This window comes from Nocardioides sp. YR527 (genome assembly GCF_900101045.1).
Lineage (GTDB): Bacteria > Actinomycetota > Actinomycetes > Propionibacteriales > Nocardioidaceae > Nocardioides.
Genome location: NZ_FNFN01000005.1, coordinates 153,193 through 169,662, shown reverse-complemented (window position 1 = coordinate 169,662; position 16,470 = coordinate 153,193). Strand labels below are relative to the sequence as shown.

The window sequence follows — 16,470 nt, the reverse complement described above, 5'->3', positions numbered from 1 at the left end:
CGGACAGCCGCACGAGAGACCGGGACAGCCTCAGTTCGCGAACATCCGGACCGCGAACGACGTCGCCCGCGCCACGGTCTACCGCAGGATCTGGGACTTCGGCATCGTCGGCTGAGCCGGAACGGACGTCGAACGTCTCCGCTGTCGGGCACCCTGGCGCACCAGGCGCGGGGTGAGGCATCGAACGGACCTGGCCCGCGCGGCGCCGAGCCAGAGCCCGGCGCCGTAGGCGAGGTCGTCGAGGCGGCGGCCGAGGAGGGTCGTGGGCCGGACGTCGGTCTCACAGAAGGCGACGGCGGTGTCGACGACGAGCGCGGCGAGGACCATGCGGCGCACGGTGCGGCTGAACAGACAGGCGACCAGCGTGAGCGGCCACCAGTGGCGCAGCAGGAGGGCTGACTCCTGGCGCAGCGACCAGCCGAGTCCTCGCGCGGCGAGGCGGGAGGCGAGGCCACGGCGGCCGGGGATGTCGGGGAGAGCATCCGAGACGACGCGGCTGCCCCAGACCAGCGAGGCGAGCGCCGCGGGTGCCGACCACCAGCGGCAGGCGAGGATCGCGGCGCCGGCGGCGGCCATGGCCGGGGAGAGTACGGCCGGGGCGATCGCGTCCCCGTGGCGGCGGCCGAGCTCGGCGCCGCCGGAACCGTAGACGAGCTTGCGGCCGAGCCAGCCGCGGACTGTGCCGCGGACCTCGTGCAGCGCTTCGAGATCGGGCTGGTAGCGGACGACGTGGCCGGCCTCGACCAGTCGCCAGACCAGGTCGACGTCCTCGCCGACGCGGAGGTCGGCGGCGAAGCCGCCGACCTCCCTCATCGTCGTCGTGCGGGCGACCAGGCAGGCCGACGGCAGCCACCCGACGGCCGCACCCGAGCGGACCGAGCAGGCCCTCGCGCCGAGGGAGAGGGAGGAGGCGGCAACGTCGTGCCGTTCGAACCACGACGGCCGAACCTTGTCGGTGTGCCCCCGCACCAGCGGCCCCGCCAGCGCGACCCGAGGGTCCGCGAGCTGGCCGGCCAGCTGCGCGAGCATCGCCGGGTCGGCGCTCACGTCGGAGTCGACGAAGGCGACGTAGGCCGTGGCGACCCCGGCGAGGCCGGCGTTGCGGGCGCCGGCGGGTCCGCGGTTCTCGGCCAGCGCGATGAGGGTGGCGCCGTGGCGACGTACGACCTCCGCGACAGCGGCCGGGTCACGGGAGGCGTCGTCGACGACGATCACGCCGAGCCCGCTCAGGGCGGCCAGACAGCGGTCGAGGTGCTCGGGGCGATCGTGGGCCGGGACGACGACGGTGAGCTCGGCCGGGGCGACCGGCGTCAGGTCGTCGGGGTCGGCGAGGTTACCGTCGAGCAGTCGTCGGGCGACGAGGTCGGTGGCCGCGTCGCGGACCTGCACCCGCCTGTCGACCACGCGCCCGGCCGCGGCGGGCGCCAGGCGCATGGACCGCAACGGAGATCCGCCGACCAGCGACAACCCACCCTCGGGTGTCGGGAGGAGTCGTACGTCATCGCGGACCCGCACCGTGAAACCGTCCGGCAGCAGCGTCATCCGCCGAAGCCTCCGTCGGCCGCGACGTCCGATCCGTTGAGCGCGGCACCCGCACGGGAGCAGGCGTGGACGACGGTGGCCGCGACCTCGTCGGGGGTGAGCGGGCGGCGCAGGAGCTGGTGTCCGGCGAGGTCGTCAGGACCGACCGAGTAGAGGCCGGCGGTCGCGGCCAGCATCGCGGTGTCGGTCGAGCCCGGTGAGACGGCACACGCGGTGACCCCGGTCCCGGCGAGGTCGGCGGCCAGGCCCTTCACCAGGCCGACCACGGCGTGCTTGGCGGCGTTGTAGGCGGCGAGATGGAACAGCCCGTGCGAGCCCGCGGCGGAGGCGATCGCGACGAACCGGCACCCGCTGGGGTCGGGGCCGGCGAGCATCTCCGGGACGGCTGCCGCCGCGGTGTTCCAGACCCCGACGACGTCGATCTGCCACTGCAGGTCGAGCGAGGTGTCCTCCCACAGCGGTCGTCCGCCGGCGATCACGGCGGCGGCCGCCACCGCGATGTCGAGCCGTCCCCACCTCCGGCTCGCGGTGCCGACCGCGGCGGTCAGCACCGCCGGGTCGCGTACGTCCCCGACGACCGGTTCGACCCAGCCGGCCGGGAGCGAGGCGACGAGGGTGTCGAGGTCCGCCTTCGTGGCCTGCGGGTAGCGGGCCGGTGAGTCCTCGCCGGCGCACCAGTCGAGCGCGACGACGCGTACGCCCTCGGCCACCAGGCCGCGGACGGTGGCGGCGCCGATCCCGCGGGCCGCGCCGGTCACCAGCGCCACTCGGGTCGTCGCCTCGGCTGCGGTCGCGCCGGGTCTCATCGGGTGGCCGCGCCGATCTGAAGACGGTCGTAGGCGGCGAAGACCATCTCGGCGAGGATCCGCTTCCCGATCTCCGCGCTGGCACCCGTGGGGTCGCCGAGGACTCCGTTGGCCGAGACCGCCTCCACTCCCCCGGCCCGCATCTGGGACAGCAGCTCACGCAGCGGACGGGTGTTGCCGGGGGCGGCGTTCCGCAGCCGGACCCGCGTGGGAGCCAGGTGCAGCATCAGCGAGGTCTCGGTGAGGCCGGCGTGCGGATCGGCGTACGGCACCTGGCACGGCACCCAGTCGACGTCGCGGCCCTCGGCCCGAAGGGTTCTGACCCCGGCACCGAGCGCGTCGAGGTTGCCGCCGTGCGCGTTGACGAAGACCACCCGTGAGGCCCAGGTGGTCAGGGACCGGCCGAGCTCGACGATCAGGGAGGTCAGCGCGTCGGTGCCGATCGAGATGGTGCCGGGGAAGGACTGGTGCTCCCCGCTGGCACCGATCGGCACCGCCGGCGCGACGGAGGCGCCGATGAGCGGGGCGAGCTCGTCGGCCACCGCGGTCGCGATCACCGTGTCGACGTCGAGCGGCAGGTGCGGTCCGTGCTGCTCGGTGGAGCCCAGCGGCACCAGGACGGTGCCGCCGGGCACGATCTCCGGCCACGGGCGGTCGGCGAGGCTCACGGTCAGTCCGCTGCTCGGTGGCCGAGGGCGAGCTCGAAGCCGTCGGGGATCACCAGGTCGGCCGGGGTGAGCTCGTGGATGGAGGCCTTGCCCATGCCGAGGACGGCGGAGTCGAGGCCGTTGCGGAGGATGTCGAGGACGTTCTCGACGCCCGCCTGGCCGTTGGCGCCCAGGCCCCACAGGTAGGCACGCCCGACCATCACCGCGCGGGCGCCCAGCGCGAGCGCCTTGGCGACGTCGGAGCCGCGGCGTACGCCACCGTCGAGGAGCACCTCGATCTGGTCACCGACCGCGGTGGCGATCGGGGGCAGCACCCGGATGGTGGCCGGGGTGCCGTCGAGGTTGTTGCCGCCGTGGTTGGAGACCGAGATCGCGTCCACGCCCGCATCTACCGAGCGCAGCGCGTCGTCGACCCGGCAGACGCCCTTGAGCATGAACGGCTTGCCTGCCCCAGAAGCGTCCGCGCTCAGCTCCTTCCACGTACGCACCATCCAGGCCACGTCGTCCCACGACGGCGGCGGCGTGGTCATCCACTCGTAGTAGGCACCGAAGAACGTGGGCGGCTCCCCCAGGCTGCCGTCGTCGGCGATCGGTGCCAGGTTGGGTGCGGTCAGGTCGGGGATGCCGCCGCTGCGGGCGTACGCCGCCAGCCACCTGCCCCGACTCATCACCTGCGGCGCGAACCTGAGCATCGCGGAGAGGTCGACCTTCTCCGGGATCTCCGGGCTGCCCCAGTCGCGGCCCATCGAGAAGGACCAGTCGAGGGTGGCGATCAGCGCCTTCGCCCCGGCCGCGTGGGCCCGGCGCATCCGCCGGATCATCACGTCCCGGTCGCCGGTCCAGTACATCTGGAAGAACGTCGCCGCGTTGGCCTCGACGACCTCCTCGACCGACTTCGAGGCGAAGTTGGACAGGCCCATCACCGTCCCCCGGGCCGCCGCCGCCCGCGCGACCGCGACCTCACCGTCGGGATGGACGGCCTGTACGCCGGTGGGCGAGATGATCACCGGGAACCCGATCTCCTGGCCCAGCACCGTGGTCGACAGCTCGCGCTTGTCGTGATGGCCGGCCACGTGCGGCGCGAGCCCGAGGTCGGCGAACGCCTGCTGGTTGTCAGCGATCGTCTGGCCGCGCTCGGAGCCGGCCAGCAGCGCGGCGTACACCGGCTTCGGCAGCCGTTTGCGGGCGCGCTCCTGCGCCACCGCGACGGACTCGAACCACGGATTCTGCTTCCAGGGGTTCTTCCAGGACATCTGCTGTCTCGTTTCTGCTCGTCAGGGGTCAGTTGGGTGCGAAACCGGCAAGCGGCGACTCCGCGCACGCACTCACCGGTGGGGCGAGGTCGGAGTCCGGACGTCGCCGGGAGAGCGTCAGCAGCACCGGTGCGTTGCGGCTGGGGGCGCTGCGGGAGTGGTCCTGGCCGACCGCGGGGATGGTCCGCTCGCCGGCGAGGGCGGACTCGCCGTACCCCTGGACACACTCCGGGTCCGGCCCGTCCAGCGGCAGGCCGGTGAAGAACTTCGCGGCCATGCAGCCACCGCGGCAGGAGTCGTAGTGGGCACAGCCGGAACAGGCGCCACCGGTCTGCGGCTCACGGAGCTCCTGGAAGAGCGCCGAGGTCTTCCACACGCGGTCGAAGCCGCCGTCGGCGAGCAGGTTGCCGGCCAAGAACTGGTCGTGGATCGCGAACGGACAGGCGTAGACGTCGCCGATCGGGTCGATCAGGCACACCACCCGGCCGGCACCGCACAGGTTCAGACCCGGCAGCGCGCCGCTCCCGTCCTCGGGGCCGAAGGCGGCCAGATGGAAGAAGGAGTCGCCGGTGAGCACGCCGTCGCCATGGGCGAGGAGCCACTCGTAGAGCTCCCGCTGCTGCTCGGGAAGCGGATGGAGCTCGTCCCACACGTCCGCGCCGCGACCGGAGGGACGCAGCCGGGTCAGCCGCAGCGTCGCCCCGAAGCGGTCGGCGATCGCCTTGAAGTCGTCGAGCTGCCCGATGTTCTCCCGGGTGCAGACCACGCTGAGCTTGGCGTCGCGGAACCCGGCGTCGTGCAGGTTGCGCAGCGCGGTGATCGCGGTGTCGTAGGACCCGGTCCCCCGCACCCGGTCGTTGACCTCGGCGGTGGCTCCGTCGAGCGAGATCTGTACGTCCACGTAGTCGCTGCCCGCCAGCCACCGCGCCCGCTCCGGGGTGAGCCGGACGCCGTTGGTGGAGAACTTCACCCCGACGTCGTGGGCGACGGCGTACTCGACCAGGTGCCAGAAGTCGGGACGTACGGTCGGCTCGCCGCCGCCGATGTTCACGTAGAAGACCTGCATCCGCTGCAGCTCGTCGATCACCGCCTCGCACTGCTCGGTGCTCAGCTCGCGCGGGTCGCGCCGGCCGCTGCTCGAGAGGCAGTGCGCGCACTCCAGGTTGCACGCGTAGGTCAGCTCCCAGGTCAGGCAGATCGGCGCATCCAGGCCGAGCTCGAAGTTCTCCACCAGCTTCATCGTCTCGCTCCTCTACTCAGCAGGTCGGATCATGTCGGTCCGGGCCAGGCCGGAGAGCGCAGCGACGTACGCAGCGTGCTGGCCCTCCGGCACTCCCGATGCCACGAGCGCACCGCGCACGTCCGGGTGCGACCCCAGGGCGCGCACCACCGCCACCAGCTCGGGACGCTTGAGGAAGGTCAGCTTCCGGTTCCCGAAGTGGTAGGCCAGCGCCCCGAAGGGCTCCGGTCGCAGCGCGACCGACGGCGACAGCGTCCACGCGCTGTCCAGGCTCACGGCAGCCATGATCAGTAGACGCCGCACATGCCGTCGATCGAGACCTCCTCGATCAGCGACTCCTCGGTCAGCACAGCCTCGGTCGGGGCCTCGTCCACGACCTGGTTTGTCTCCTCAGGGTTCATGACAGCTCTCCTTCATCTCGGTTGAACGTGACTCACAACACATTAATGACACTCAGGGTCAAAAAGATAGGGGTCCGCGGGAACAAGCGATTCTTTTGCCCGGACCGCTGCGGTAGATTGCGGCAGGTGCCCACCAGCCCCGCCCCCACGACGCGGCGCTCGCTGCGCGGACGCCCCGCCGCGACCTCGCACGCGGAGATCGAGCAGGCCGCCTTCCAGCTCTTCGTGACCCGGGGCTTCGAGGCCACCACCCTCGACGACATCGGCGAGGCGATCGGGGTCGGCCGGCGCACCATCACCCGCTACTACCCCTCCAAGAACGACATCCCCTGGGGCCAGTTCGACCGCACCCTCGACGGCTTCCGCGAGATCCTGCGCGCCACGCCCACCGAGCTCCAGCTCCACGAAGCGGTCCACCGGGGCGTACTCGCGTTCAACGACTTCCCCACCGACGCCAGCCCCAGCCACCGCGACCGGATGCGCCTGATCCTGACCACGCCGGCACTGCAGGCCCACTCCGTCCTCCGCTACGCCAGCTGGCGCGAGGTCATCGCCGAGTACGTCGCCGAGCGCACCGGCACCCGGCCCGACGACCTGCTCCCCCAGACCGTCGGCCAGGTCTCGCTGGCGCTCGCGCTGACCGCCTACCAGGCCTGGTTGGCCGACGAGAGCGCCTCGCTCCCCCAGCTGCTCGACGCCACGATGGCTCATCTGCGCTCCTACCTCGCCGGCTGACTACAGCGCCGCCGCGACGGAGGTGCCCTGGGCGATCGCACGCTTCGCGTCCAGCTCGGCGGCCAGCTCCGCGCCACCGATCAGGTGCGGCGTACGCCCGGCGGCGACCAGCGCTTCGTAGAGGTCGCGCACCGACTCCTGGCCGGCGCAGACCACGACGGTGTCGGCCTCGATGGTGCGCGACACCCCGTCGACGACGACGTGGAGGCCGTGGTCGTCGATGCGCTCGTAGGACGCACCCGGGACGAGCCTGACGCCCGCCTGGCCGAGCACCGCACGGTGCGCCCAGCCCGAGGTCTTCCCCAGGCCCTTGCCGATCGCGGTCGCCTTGCGCTGCAGCAGGGTGACCCTGCGCGAGGGGTCGTGCGGCCGTGGCTCGGTCAGCCCGCCGGGCCGGGTCAGGGTGGGGTCGACGCCCCAGCGCGCGAGCCAGCCGTCGAGGTCCTCCTTCGGGTCGTGGGTGAGCCAGTGGGACACGTCGACGCCGATGCCACCGGCACCCACCACGGCCACCCGCTCGCCCGGCGTCACCCGTCCGGCGAGCACGTCGGCGTAGCTCGCGACCTTGGTGTGGTCGATCCCGGGGATCTGCGGGAGCCGCGGCCTGACCCCGGTGGCGACGACGATCTCGTCGAAGCCCTCGAGATCGGCCGGCTCCGCGGTCGTGCTGAGGCGTACGTCGACGTCGAGCACCTCCAGACGACGGCGGAAGTAGCGCAGCGTGTCGGCGAAGTCCTCCTTGCCGGGCACCTCCATCGCCAGCCGGAACTGGCCGCCGACCTCCTGCTCCCGCTCGAAGAGGGTGGCCGCGAGCCCGCGCTCGGCCGCGGTCACCGCGGCGGCGAGGCCCGCCGGACCTGCGCCGACGACCGCGACGCTGCGGCGTCTCGTCGCGGGCCGGATGGTCCACACCGTCTCCCGACAGGCGCGCGGGTTCACCAGGCAGGAGGTCTCCAGGCCGGAGAAGCCGTGGTCGAGGCAGGCCTGGTTGCAGGCGATGCAGGTGTTGATCTCATCGGCCCGCCCGGAGGCGGCCTTGGCCACGAAGGCGGGGTCGGCCAGCAGCGGCCGGGCCATCGCGACCAGGTCCGCGTCGCCGTTCGCGACGGCGTCGTCGGCGAGCTGCGGGGTGTTGATCCGGTTGGAGGCGCACACCGGTACGTCCACCGCGGCCTTCAGCAGCCGGGTGTAGCGCAGCCACGCACCCCGTGGCACCTGGGTGATGATCGTCGGGATCCGGGCTTCGTGCCAGCCGATGCCGGTGTTGAAGGCGGTCACGCCCTCGGCCTGGAGAGCCTGGGCGAGCTCGACGGTCTCCTGCCAGGTCTGGCCGCCGTCGACCAGGTCGAGCAGCGAGATCCGGTAGACGATCGGGAAGTCGGGCCCGAGCGCGGCCCGGATGCGGCGCACGATCTCGACCGGCAGCCGCATCCGTGCGAACGCGGAGCCGCCCCACTCGTCGGTGCGGTCGTTGGTACGCGGCGCCAGGAACTGGTTGATCAGGTAGCCCTCGGAGGCCATGATCTCGACCGCGTCGTAGCCGGCGGCGCGAGCCCGCACCGCGGCCGCGGCGAAGTCGTCCACGACCTGCCAGACCTGCTCCGTGGTCAGCGCGCGCGGCTGGAACGGGTTGATCGGGCTCTTCATCGACGAGGCACCGACGCTCGCGGCATGCCGGCCGTAGCGGCCGGCATGGATGAGCTGCAGCGCGATCCGGCCGCCCTCGGCGTGCACCGCGTCGGTGATCGGGCGGTGGGCGTCGATCCGGTCGTCGGTGGCGATGTCGCCGGCGCCCTCCTCGAGACGGCCCTCGGCGTTGACGGCGTAGGCGCCGGTGATGATCAGCCCGGCGCCGCCACGGGCACGCTCGGCGAAGTAGCCGGCCAGGCGCGGGACGTCGTCGTCGGCATCCTCGAGCCCGGTGTGCATCGAGCCCATCACGACGCGGTTGGGCAGGTCCAGGGTGCCGAGACGCAGGGGGCTCAGCAGGTGGTCGAAGGACATCGTGCTCCTCGTGTCGGCGGGGTCGGCCGGTCGGCGGTCAGGGTGGTCAGCGCCGCCTCCAGGAACGGGCCGACCGCGGATCCTGCGGTGTCGTTGCCGTCCTCCGGCGCGCCCTCGGCCAGCCAGCGGTAGTCGATGCCTGCGGCGATGACGGCGATCTTGTAGTAGGCCAGTCCGAGATGGAGCGGCCAGTGGTCGAGCTCGACCCCGCCGGCGCGCTCGTAGCGGCGGGCGAGGGCGTCGGGGTCGGGCAGCCGCGGGCTGGTCCATGCCGTCGGGAAGCCGAGGACGTGGTCGAAGGCGGGGTGCCGGTAGGCGCACATGGTGGCGACGTCGGCGACCGGATCCCCGATCGTGGAGAGCTCCCAGTCGACGACGGCCGCGACCCTCGGCGTGGCGCCGGTCAGGTCGAGCAGCGCGTTGTCGATGCGGTAGTCGCCGTGGACGATCGAGGTGTGCCGCTGCTCGGGAACCCGCTCGACGAGCAGTGCGCGCACCTCGTCCGCGGCGTCGCGCACCTCGGCGCCGGGCGCGGCGACCAGCTCCCACTGGCCCGACCAGCGGGCGATCTGACGGCTGACGTACGCATCGGGGCGGCCCAGACGCTCCAGCCCGACCGCGACCTGGTCCACCCGGTGCAGGGCGGCCAGGGTCTCGACCAGGGCGTCGGTGATCCCGTCGAGGACCGGCTGGTCCAGCGCCTCGAGCTGGTCGCGGGACTGGACGGTCACCCCGTCGACGAACTCCCACACCGAGAACGGGCCACCCAGGAGCGCCTCGTCGTCGCAGAAGACCACCGGAGCCGCAACCGGCACGTCGGTGCCGGCCAGGCCCCTGGTGACCCGGAACTCACGGCCGACGTCGTGCGCCGACGGCGTGCGGCCGTGTCGCGGAGGCGTGCGCAGCACCCAGCGGCGTACGCCGTCGCGGAGGAGGACGGTCAGGTTGGAGCGGCCGCCGGAGATGAGGCTGCCCTCCAGCCGGGGGCCGACCTCGGCGCCGGCGGCCAGCATCCGCGTGCGCACCGCGCCCAGCTCGAAGTCGGTGAGCACGGACGTCATGACCCGGCTCCCGCGATCCGGCGCACCGCGCGGCGGGCGATCGACCAGCGGTGCACCTCGGAGGGACCGTCGTAGATCCGGAACGGCCGGAGCTCACGGGCGATCCGGGCGACCGGAAGATCGCGGGAGACGCCCAGGCCACCGCACATCTGCACCGCCCGGTCGGCGACCCGGCAGAGCGCCTCGGCGGCGAAGGTCTTGGCGATCGAGGTCGACTCCGACGCGCGACCACCGTCGTCGAGCTCACGGCACGCCGCCAGGAGCAGCGCCCTGGTGGCGGCCAGGTCGATCTCGTTGTCGGCGATCATCTGCTGCACCATCCCCTGCTCGGCGAGCCGGGACCCGAACGCGCGACGGCCGGCAACGTGACGTACCGCCGTCTCGTGGGCACGTGTGGCGGCACCGGTCCAGCGCATCACGTGGGTCATCCGGGCCGGCCCCAGGCGCACCTGGGCGTAGCGGAAGCCCTCGTCGACCTCACCCAGCACCGCGTCCTCGCCGACCTCGACGTCGGTGTAGGTGATCTCGCAGTGCCCGCCCAGCATGGAGAGGTCCTGGGTGCCGACGTGGCGCACCAGGTCGACGCCGGGGGCGTCCGCGGGCACCAGGAACATGGTCGCCCCGCCCGTGTCTCCGGGCTCTCCCGACGTACGCGCCATCACGATGTGGAAGGCGGCCCCGTCGGCTCCGGTGATGAACCACTTGTGCCCGTTGAGCCGCCATCCCGTCGAGATCCGCTCGGCCCGGGTGGTCAACGCCGAGGGGTCGGCACCGGCACCCGGGGAGGGCTCGGTCATCGCGAAGGCGGAGCGCACCTCGCCCCGGGCCAGCGGAGCCAGGAACCACTCCTGCTGCCACTCGTCGGCGACGTGGGCGAGCAGGTGGATGTTGCCCTCGTCGGGCGCGTTGATGTTGAGCGCCATCGGGCCGAACAGCCCGCGCCCGGCGGCCTCGAAGACCGGGGCGCGATCGACCATGCCGAGCCCCAGCCCGTCGTACGCCACCGGAGCATGCGGCGCGAAGACCCCAGCGGCGCGGGCCTCGGCCTGCAGCCGGGCCCGCAGGCTCTCACCGCCTGCGGCCTCGACGTCGCCGTCGTGCTCGTCCTCCACCGGCAGGACGTGGGTCTCGACCAGCTTTCGTGTGGTCTCCGCGATCGCGGCCACATCGGTCATCACATGCTCCTTGGTTGAGTCTGATTCATGGCTGCTCAGTCCTGGCCGGCCCGCAGGCCGAGGAAGAGCGCGCGGGCGTCGGCGCAGAGGACGTCGCCGTCCCAGATCTCACCCACCAGGTAGCGCTTGCGACCGGACTCCTCCTCGAACCGGGCCCGGACGGTGAGCGGCTTGCCGACCTGGGTCACCGCCCGAAAGTTCACCGTCAGGCCGGCGGTGCGCCCCGGCGGTCGCGAGGAGGTGTCGGAGAGACGTCCGAGCACCTCGTCGAAGAGGAGCGCGACCGCTCCCCCGTGGACGGCGCCGTGACCGCCGAGGAAATAGCGTCCGAAGGTCACGGTTCCCTCGACGCTGTCCTGGCCGCGGTCGGTGAGCACGAACGCGGGGGCCATCACCTGACCGCGGCCGTGCAAATCGACCCGATGGCCGAAGGCCTGGCGCATCTCGGGCACCTGGTCCTGCCGCAGGTCCGCCGACCACTCCTCGATCTGGCGGGTGAGCGCGGCGACGCGCTCCTGACCGGGCAGCGAGCCCGCGAGGTCGTCGAGGAACCCACGCAGCGCCTCGACGAGCGGTCCCCACGCCTCCCCGCCCGGGAGCTCGGACTCCGTCCCGGGCGTGGACCCGGTGAACGACTCGGGCACGCCGATCCGGGTCTCCCAGGGTTCGGCGTGGCCGGTCACCGTGGCGTCAGCTTCGCCGCCCACCTCAGCGCGGCGCCATCCGGATCGCGCCGTCCAGCCGGATCACCTCGCCGTTGAGCATCGGGTTCTCGACGATGTGGCCGACCAGGGCGGCGTACTCCTCCGGCTTGCCGAGCCTGCTGGGGTGCGGCACCTGGGCGCCGAGAGAGTCGATGGCCTCCTCCGGCAGCGCGTTGAACAGCGGCGTGTGGAACAGGCCGGGCGCGATGGTGTTGACCCGGATCCGGTGGTTGGCCAGGTCGCGGGCGATGGGCAGGGTCATCCCGACGATGCCGCCCTTGGAGGCCGAGTACGCCGTCTGGCCGATCTGGCCGTCGAAGGCGGCGACCGAGGCGGTGTTGACGACCACGCCGCGCTCCTCGCCGTCGATCTCCGTACCGGCCACCATCGCGGCGGCCGCGAGCCGCAGGACGTTGAAGGTGCCGACCAGGTTGACGTTGACCACCTTGGTGAAGTCGGACAGCGGGAACGGCGAGCCGTCCTTCCCGACGACCCGGATCGCGTTGCCGATGCCCGCGCAGTTCACGGTCACGGCCAGCGGCGCCTCCGCGACGGCGGCGTCGACGGCGGCCTGCACCTGCTCCTCGTCGGTGACGTCGGCCGGCACGAAGACGGCGCGCTCACCGAGGTCGGCGGCGACCTGCTTGCCGTCGCTGCCGGGCAGGTCGAGGATCACGACGTGTGCCCCTGCGGAGTGGAGCCTGCGTACGGTGGCGAGGCCGAGGCCGGAGGCGCCGCCCGTGACGAGGGCGGACTTGCCGGTGATGTTCATGCTGTTTCCTTCCAGTGGTTCAGGCCGGGGGGATGCAGGGGGTCAGAGGCGCTCGATGATGGTCGCGTTGGCCATCCCGCCGCCCTCGCACATCGTCTGCAGGCCGTAGCGGCCGCCGGTCTCCTCGAGGTGGTTGAGGAGGGTGGTCATCAGGCGGGTTCCGGAGCCGCCCAGCGGGTGGCCGAGGGCGATGGCGCCACCGCGCGGGTTGAGCCGCACCGGGTCCGCGCCGAACTCCTGCGCCCACGCCAGCGGGACGGGCGCGAAGGCCTCGTTGACCTCGTACGCGTCGATGTCGTCGATGCTCAGGCCGGACTTCTTCAGCGCCTTGTGGGTGGCCGGGATCGGGCCGGTGAGCATGATCTCGGGGTCGGAGCCGGAGACCGCGAAGGTGTGGAAGCGCGCTCGCGGGGTGAGGCCGAGCTCGGCGGCCCTCTCCTCGCTCATGATGAGCGCGGCCGAGGCACCGTCGGTCAGCGGCGAGGAGTTGCCCGGCGTGATGTGCCAGCCGATCTCGGGATAGCGGGCGGCCATCTCCTCGCTGTAGAACGAGGGCTTGAGCCCGCCGAGCCCGTCGGCGGTCGTGGCGGGCCGTACGGTCTCGTCGACGACGTGGCTGCTGCCGTCGGGCAGCGTCACCGGGACGACCTCGGGACCGAAGCTGCCGGAGAGCGCGGTCGCCGCGGCACGGCGGTGCGACTCGGCGGAGTAGGCGTCGATCTGGTCGCGGTCGATCTTCCAGCGCGCGGCGATGAGCTCGGCGCCGATGCCCTGGTTGGGCAGGCTCGGGAAGCGCGCGGCCAGCGGACCGAAGGGTTCGCCGGTGCCGACCGAGCTGCCCATCGGCGCCCGGCTCATCGACTCCACGCCGCCCGCGATGACGATGTCGTACGCCCCGGCGATCACGCCCTGGGCGGCAAAGTGCGCGGCCTGCTGGGAGGAGCCGCACTGCCTGTCGATGGTGGTGCCGGGGACCTCGATCGGGAGCCCCGCGGCGAGCAAGGCGGTGCGGGTGATGTTGAGCGACTGGTCGCCGTACTGAACCACGCAACCGCCGATGACGTCCTCGACCAGGGCCGGGTCGAGGTCGTTCCGCTCGACCAGTGCCCGGATGACGGTCGCGAAGAGGTCGGCGGGGTGGACACCGGAGAGCGCACCCCCCGGCTTCCCCTTGCCCGAGGCTGTCCTGGCGATGTCGACGATCACGGCGTTGGTCATAGGGGCTCTCCTGATGTTCACAGCTATGGGATCGCGATCACACTAAACCTTCTGTCATTAGGTTTACAAGAGCGCAACCAGCAAATCACGCCCTAGCCGTCGGCGATTCGGTAAAGACATGCAAGAATCTAAAGTGATGCGGTTATCGAAGGACCGCAGGACCGAGGAGGGCACCATGGCACGACCGAGCACACCGCTGATCAGTCGAGAGGCGACCATCAAGGCCGCCCTGGAGATCATCGACGGAGACGGCATCGATGCCCTGAGCCTGCCGAGGCTGGCCCGCGAGCTCAACGTCAAGGCACCCTCGCTCTACCACCACTTCAGCGACAAGGACGAGATCCTCGCCGCAGTGGCCCACGCAATCGTCGCCAAGACCCCGCTGCCCCGCAAGCCCAGCCAGAACGACTGGGCGGAGTGGTTCACCCAGCTCGCCCTGAACTTCCGCGCCTCGGTGCTGCGACACCGCAACGCCGCCCCGATCCTGCTCCGGTTCATGCCGCGCGACCTGCTCACCGAGATGTACGAGCAGGCCGCCACCTACCTGAGCGAGTGCAGGGTGCCGGTCGACCTGCACGTGCAGATCCTCGACGGCCTGGAGAAGGTCTCGCTCGGTGCCGCGATCGCCGAGGCCATGCGGCCGCCCTCGCGCGCCCGGGTCCGCTTCGAGCACGCCGACCCCGAGCGCTTCCCGGCCCTGACCGCCGCCAGCGCCGCGAACCAGCTCAACACCAAGCAGATCTTCGAGCACACCGTACGCAGCTACCTCCTCGGCATCGCCCACTTCGGCAGCATCGACTCCGCCGCCGGCACCGACGCCCCCGCCTCGAACCCCGACTTCGCCCAGACCGCCTGACCCCTCGGAGCCGGCGACCGTGCTCCCCGGGTGACAACGACCCGTGCCCACGACAGCCGACCCAACCTGCAGGCGCAACGCTGCACCCACGATCGCGAGCGCCTGAAGCCCCGTGCCCCAGATCGGGCACTGCATCAGCCGATTCGGCACGCTCGCGAGATGCCGACAAAGACTGCACACATGAAGACCCTCATCAAAGTGGTCGCATGGGTGGTGGGCCTTTCCGTAGGCCTGGCCTTCCTCGCCGCATCCCTCATCGTCCTCGAATCAACCGGCGGCCACGACGGGTGGCTGTGCGAGTGGGGCATAGACACCGATGGCGCCGGCACGGGGACCTCCGGCTGCGGCTGAACCCCGGGCCCTGTGATCGTGGCCGGTCCAATCGGCCACCGTGCCTTCGACCGTCAGGTCGCTTGAGCACATCGAGCGCCATCCGAAACTCAGTGTTATCCACATGCTGGCGCAGCAGTTCGGCGTAGTCGTCCTGGACAGTTCCCCGCGACCACACCCGTGTCCAGCTGATCGGCCCGCTCGAGGACGCGGTGCGCGCCGACTCGAGGTGGTCTGTCGCCAAGCGCGACGCTACGCGGGTCGGCAAGATCTGCCCGTGCAGCACATTTTCTACGGTCGGCGGGTGAACCGGATCGTGCCATCCGGTAGTCGCTCATGGACGTACGCCGGGGCGTGGGCCAGGCGGTGATGATGGAGACAGAGCAGTGCGCCGTCCTTCAGGTTGGTCTTGCCGCCGGCGGCCCACGGATCCAGGTGGTGGGCGTCGCACCATTCCGGTGGCATGTCACAGCCTTCGGCTTGGCAGCACTTGGCCTGCAGCCGGAGTGCCTTGCGCTGGATCGGCTGGAAGAACCGACTGGCTCGGCCGGCGTCGAGGACCTCACCCTCTCCGCCGAGCACCCAGGGGATGATGGTGGCGTTGCACGCCATCCGCCGGGCCTCCGCGGCGGTGATGGTGGTGCCGTTGGTCTCGTCGTAGCCCAGGGTCGCGGTGCCGAGGTCTTTGCGGAGCTCCTCGAGGGAGATCACCACATTGAGGGTGGTGGCATCGCCGCCGTGCCGGGGCAGCGCGGCGGGGTCGAGGGCCTCCAACAACCGCGCGAAGCCCTGGCCCATCAGCCGTTCCCACGGCGGCAACGCCGCGCCCTTCTCGACGAGCTGCTGTTTGCGGGGCTGGGCGTAGGCCTCGACCAGCCGCTTGAACCTCATCCCGATCGAGGCCGGGAGCACCCCGTCGAACCCGACGGTCCCGTCGTGGTTGTCCCACACCCGGAGCGCGGTCTTCTGCTGGGCCCGTTCCTCTTCGGCGAGGAGTGCCTTGGCTTCGGCGCCTTCGAACCGGGCCGGGTCGATCTCGGCCAGGACGCGTTTCCCGACGATGCGGAGTTCGTTCGCGGTCAGCCGACCGGCGTAGTCGACCAGGAGTTTCTCGGCCAGGGCCAGGTCTTCGGTGCTGGCGAGCGGGTCGGCTTCGATCTTGTCGAGGGCCTTCGTGATGACCCGGGCCTTGTCGGGGGAGACGACACCCTGGGCGAGGCCATCGGCGACGAGCTCGTACGTGGCGACCTGGGTGGCAAGTTTGATCTGCGACCTGGCTACCGCCTTGTCGAGGAGGAGCTCGGCGCGCATCCAGGCAGAGGCGTCCTTGTCCCCGGTCTCCTGGGCGATATCGCCAGACGAGGCGAGCACTCGGAGCTTCAATGCGGCCTGCTGTGCCTGGATGGTCTCTAACCGGGCCAGCAGGTCCTTCTTCGTCGAGGTCCGCCAATAGGCGGGATCACTGGCGAGCAGGTCGTGGAGGGAGGACTCGATGGCAGCGAGAGCGGTGTCGATCGCATCACCGGGGTTGGTTCCCCAGTGGTCGACGTCGTGCTCGAGACTCATCGCTTCCCTCCCCTCAGAGGTGTGTCGTGATGAGTCTGATTCTACGCCCGCAAGGGGATACCTAGCCACCTATAGGTGCAGGTCAGATGCTATTTTCGCGGTGAGCGAACGACGTCGCTTCTGTGGATGGTAAGTGGCC

The 16,470-nt window shown here is 71.5% G+C and carries 17 protein-coding genes; 3 read left to right on the top strand and 14 right to left on the bottom strand.

The window, feature by feature from the left end; genetic code table 11:
- Positions 1 to 78: 78 nt before the first annotated feature.
- From mftF to mftA, 7 genes are read right to left on the bottom strand one after another with little or no spacing between them, the layout of a single operon-like run.
- Positions 79 to 1,542: a mycofactocin biosynthesis glycosyltransferase MftF gene (gene mftF, locus BLT25_RS16390; protein WP_091048019.1), complete on the bottom strand. Its 1,464-nt coding sequence runs from the start codon at positions 1,540 to 1,542 to the stop codon at positions 79 to 81.
- Positions 1,539 to 2,348 (bottom strand): mycofactocin-coupled SDR family oxidoreductase, encoded by an 810-nt coding sequence (locus BLT25_RS16385; RefSeq protein WP_091048018.1) that lies wholly within the window; start codon positions 2,346 to 2,348, stop codon positions 1,539 to 1,541. The genes mftF and BLT25_RS16385 overlap by 4 nt, the downstream gene beginning before the upstream one ends.
- On the bottom strand, positions 2,345 to 3,016 hold the full coding sequence (mftE, locus tag BLT25_RS16380) for a mycofactocin biosynthesis peptidyl-dipeptidase MftE (RefSeq protein ID WP_091048015.1): 672 nt from the start codon (positions 3,014 to 3,016) through the stop codon (positions 2,345 to 2,347). Before mftE ends, BLT25_RS16385 begins: the two co-directional genes overlap by 4 nt.
- A gap of 2 nt (positions 3,017 to 3,018) precedes the next feature.
- A complete protein-coding gene (gene mftD, locus BLT25_RS16375; protein ID WP_091048013.1) occupies positions 3,019 to 4,269 on the bottom strand; it encodes a pre-mycofactocin synthase MftD in 1,251 nt (416 codons plus the stop codon).
- Between the two features lie 28 nt (positions 4,270 to 4,297).
- Entirely contained in the window at positions 4,298 to 5,509 is a 1,212-nt protein-coding gene (gene mftC / locus BLT25_RS16370) for a mycofactocin radical SAM maturase (RefSeq protein ID WP_091048011.1), read from the bottom strand.
- Positions 5,510 to 5,521: 12 nt separating this feature from the next.
- Positions 5,522 to 5,794, bottom strand: a complete 273-nt coding sequence (gene mftB, locus BLT25_RS16365; RefSeq protein ID WP_176883989.1) for a mycofactocin biosynthesis chaperone MftB — start codon at positions 5,792 to 5,794, stop codon at positions 5,522 to 5,524.
- Positions 5,795 to 5,796: 2 nt separating this feature from the next.
- A complete protein-coding gene (gene mftA, locus BLT25_RS16360) occupies positions 5,797 to 5,910 on the bottom strand; it encodes a mycofactocin precursor MftA (protein ID WP_091048007.1) in 114 nt (37 codons plus the stop codon).
- Between the two features lie 126 nt (positions 5,911 to 6,036).
- Between mftA and mftR the strand changes: the two genes are divergently transcribed.
- Positions 6,037 to 6,645: a mycofactocin system transcriptional regulator gene (gene mftR, locus BLT25_RS16355; RefSeq protein WP_256328627.1), complete on the top strand. Its 609-nt coding sequence runs from the start codon at positions 6,037 to 6,039 to the stop codon at positions 6,643 to 6,645.
- On the opposite strand, the gene BLT25_RS16350 is transcribed toward mftR, so the two are convergent.
- From BLT25_RS16350 to BLT25_RS16325, 6 genes are read right to left on the bottom strand one after another with little or no spacing between them, the layout of a single operon-like run.
- A complete protein-coding gene (locus BLT25_RS16350) occupies positions 6,646 to 8,649 on the bottom strand; it encodes an NADPH-dependent 2,4-dienoyl-CoA reductase (RefSeq protein ID WP_091048003.1) in 2,004 nt (667 codons plus the stop codon).
- A complete protein-coding gene (locus BLT25_RS16345) occupies positions 8,628 to 9,710 on the bottom strand; it encodes a phosphotransferase family protein (RefSeq protein ID WP_091048000.1) in 1,083 nt (360 codons plus the stop codon). Before BLT25_RS16345 ends, BLT25_RS16350 begins: the two co-directional genes overlap by 22 nt.
- Entirely contained in the window at positions 9,707 to 10,885 is a 1,179-nt protein-coding gene (locus tag BLT25_RS16340) for an acyl-CoA dehydrogenase family protein (protein WP_091047998.1), read from the bottom strand. The genes BLT25_RS16345 and BLT25_RS16340 overlap by 4 nt, the downstream gene beginning before the upstream one ends.
- Before the next feature lie 35 nt (positions 10,886 to 10,920).
- A complete protein-coding gene (locus BLT25_RS16335; RefSeq protein ID WP_218131376.1) occupies positions 10,921 to 11,592 on the bottom strand; it encodes a hotdog domain-containing protein in 672 nt (223 codons plus the stop codon).
- A gap of 1 nt (position 11,593) precedes the next feature.
- The gene (locus BLT25_RS16330) at positions 11,594 to 12,361 is read right to left on the bottom strand and encodes a 3-hydroxyacyl-CoA dehydrogenase (RefSeq protein ID WP_091047996.1); all 768 of its coding nucleotides are present in this window, start codon (positions 12,359 to 12,361) and stop codon (positions 11,594 to 11,596) included.
- Positions 12,362 to 12,403: 42 nt separating this feature from the next.
- Positions 12,404 to 13,579, bottom strand: a complete 1,176-nt coding sequence (locus tag BLT25_RS16325) for a thiolase family protein (protein ID WP_091047993.1) — start codon at positions 13,577 to 13,579, stop codon at positions 12,404 to 12,406.
- 175 nt (positions 13,580 to 13,754) lie between these two features.
- Here BLT25_RS16325 and BLT25_RS16320 point away from each other — a divergent pair, with 175 nt between their 5' ends.
- Together BLT25_RS16320 and BLT25_RS29955 are read left to right on the top strand one after the other, a co-directional pair.
- Positions 13,755 to 14,435 carry a TetR family transcriptional regulator gene (locus BLT25_RS16320; protein WP_091047991.1) on the top strand — a complete coding sequence of 227 codons (681 nt, stop codon included), beginning with the start codon at positions 13,755 to 13,757 and terminating at the stop codon, positions 14,433 to 14,435.
- A 180-nt stretch (positions 14,436 to 14,615) separates the two neighbouring features.
- Complete coding sequence (locus BLT25_RS29955; RefSeq protein WP_176883986.1) at positions 14,616 to 14,786, top strand: hypothetical protein; 171 nt, start codon at positions 14,616 to 14,618, stop codon at positions 14,784 to 14,786.
- 270 nt (positions 14,787 to 15,056) lie between these two features.
- Here BLT25_RS29955 and BLT25_RS16315 read toward each other — a convergent pair whose 3' ends face one another.
- On the bottom strand, positions 15,057 to 16,331 hold the full coding sequence (locus BLT25_RS16315; RefSeq protein ID WP_091047988.1) for an HNH endonuclease signature motif containing protein: 1,275 nt from the start codon (positions 16,329 to 16,331) through the stop codon (positions 15,057 to 15,059).
- Positions 16,332 to 16,470: the final 139 nt, after the last annotated feature.

Bases quoted from the DNA above. Each gene is read 5' to 3' on its own strand.
- BLT25_RS16345 (WP_091048000.1), bottom strand. From the start codon at position 9,710: ATGACGTCCGTGCTCACCGACTTCGAGCTGGGCGCGGTGCGCACGCGG.
- BLT25_RS16315 (WP_091047988.1), bottom strand. From the start codon at position 16,331: ATGAGTCTCGAGCACGACGTCGACCACTGGGGAACCAACCCCGGTGAT.
- BLT25_RS16325 (WP_091047993.1), bottom strand. From the start codon at position 13,579: ATGACCAACGCCGTGATCGTCGACATCGCCAGGACAGCCTCGGGCAAG.
- BLT25_RS16385 (WP_091048018.1), bottom strand. From the start codon at position 2,348: ATGAGACCCGGCGCGACCGCAGCCGAGGCGACGACCCGAGTGGCGCTG.
- mftB (WP_176883989.1), bottom strand. From the start codon at position 5,794: ATGGCTGCCGTGAGCCTGGACAGCGCGTGGACGCTGTCGCCGTCGGTC.
- mftC (WP_091048011.1), bottom strand. From the start codon at position 5,509: ATGAAGCTGGTGGAGAACTTCGAGCTCGGCCTGGATGCGCCGATCTGC.
- mftD (WP_091048013.1), bottom strand. From the start codon at position 4,269: ATGTCCTGGAAGAACCCCTGGAAGCAGAATCCGTGGTTCGAGTCCGTC.
- BLT25_RS16340 (WP_091047998.1), bottom strand. From the start codon at position 10,885: ATGACCGATGTGGCCGCGATCGCGGAGACCACACGAAAGCTGGTCGAG.
- BLT25_RS29955 (WP_176883986.1), top strand. From the start codon at position 14,616: ATGAAGACCCTCATCAAAGTGGTCGCATGGGTGGTGGGCCTTTCCGTA.
- BLT25_RS16350 (WP_091048003.1), bottom strand. From the start codon at position 8,649: ATGTCCTTCGACCACCTGCTGAGCCCCCTGCGTCTCGGCACCCTGGAC.
- BLT25_RS16330 (WP_091047996.1), bottom strand. From the start codon at position 12,361: ATGAACATCACCGGCAAGTCCGCCCTCGTCACGGGCGGCGCCTCCGGC.
- mftF (WP_091048019.1), bottom strand. From the start codon at position 1,542: ATGACGCTGCTGCCGGACGGTTTCACGGTGCGGGTCCGCGATGACGTA.
- mftA (WP_091048007.1), bottom strand. From the start codon at position 5,910: ATGAACCCTGAGGAGACAAACCAGGTCGTGGACGAGGCCCCGACCGAG.
- BLT25_RS16320 (WP_091047991.1), top strand. From the start codon at position 13,755: ATGGCACGACCGAGCACACCGCTGATCAGTCGAGAGGCGACCATCAAG.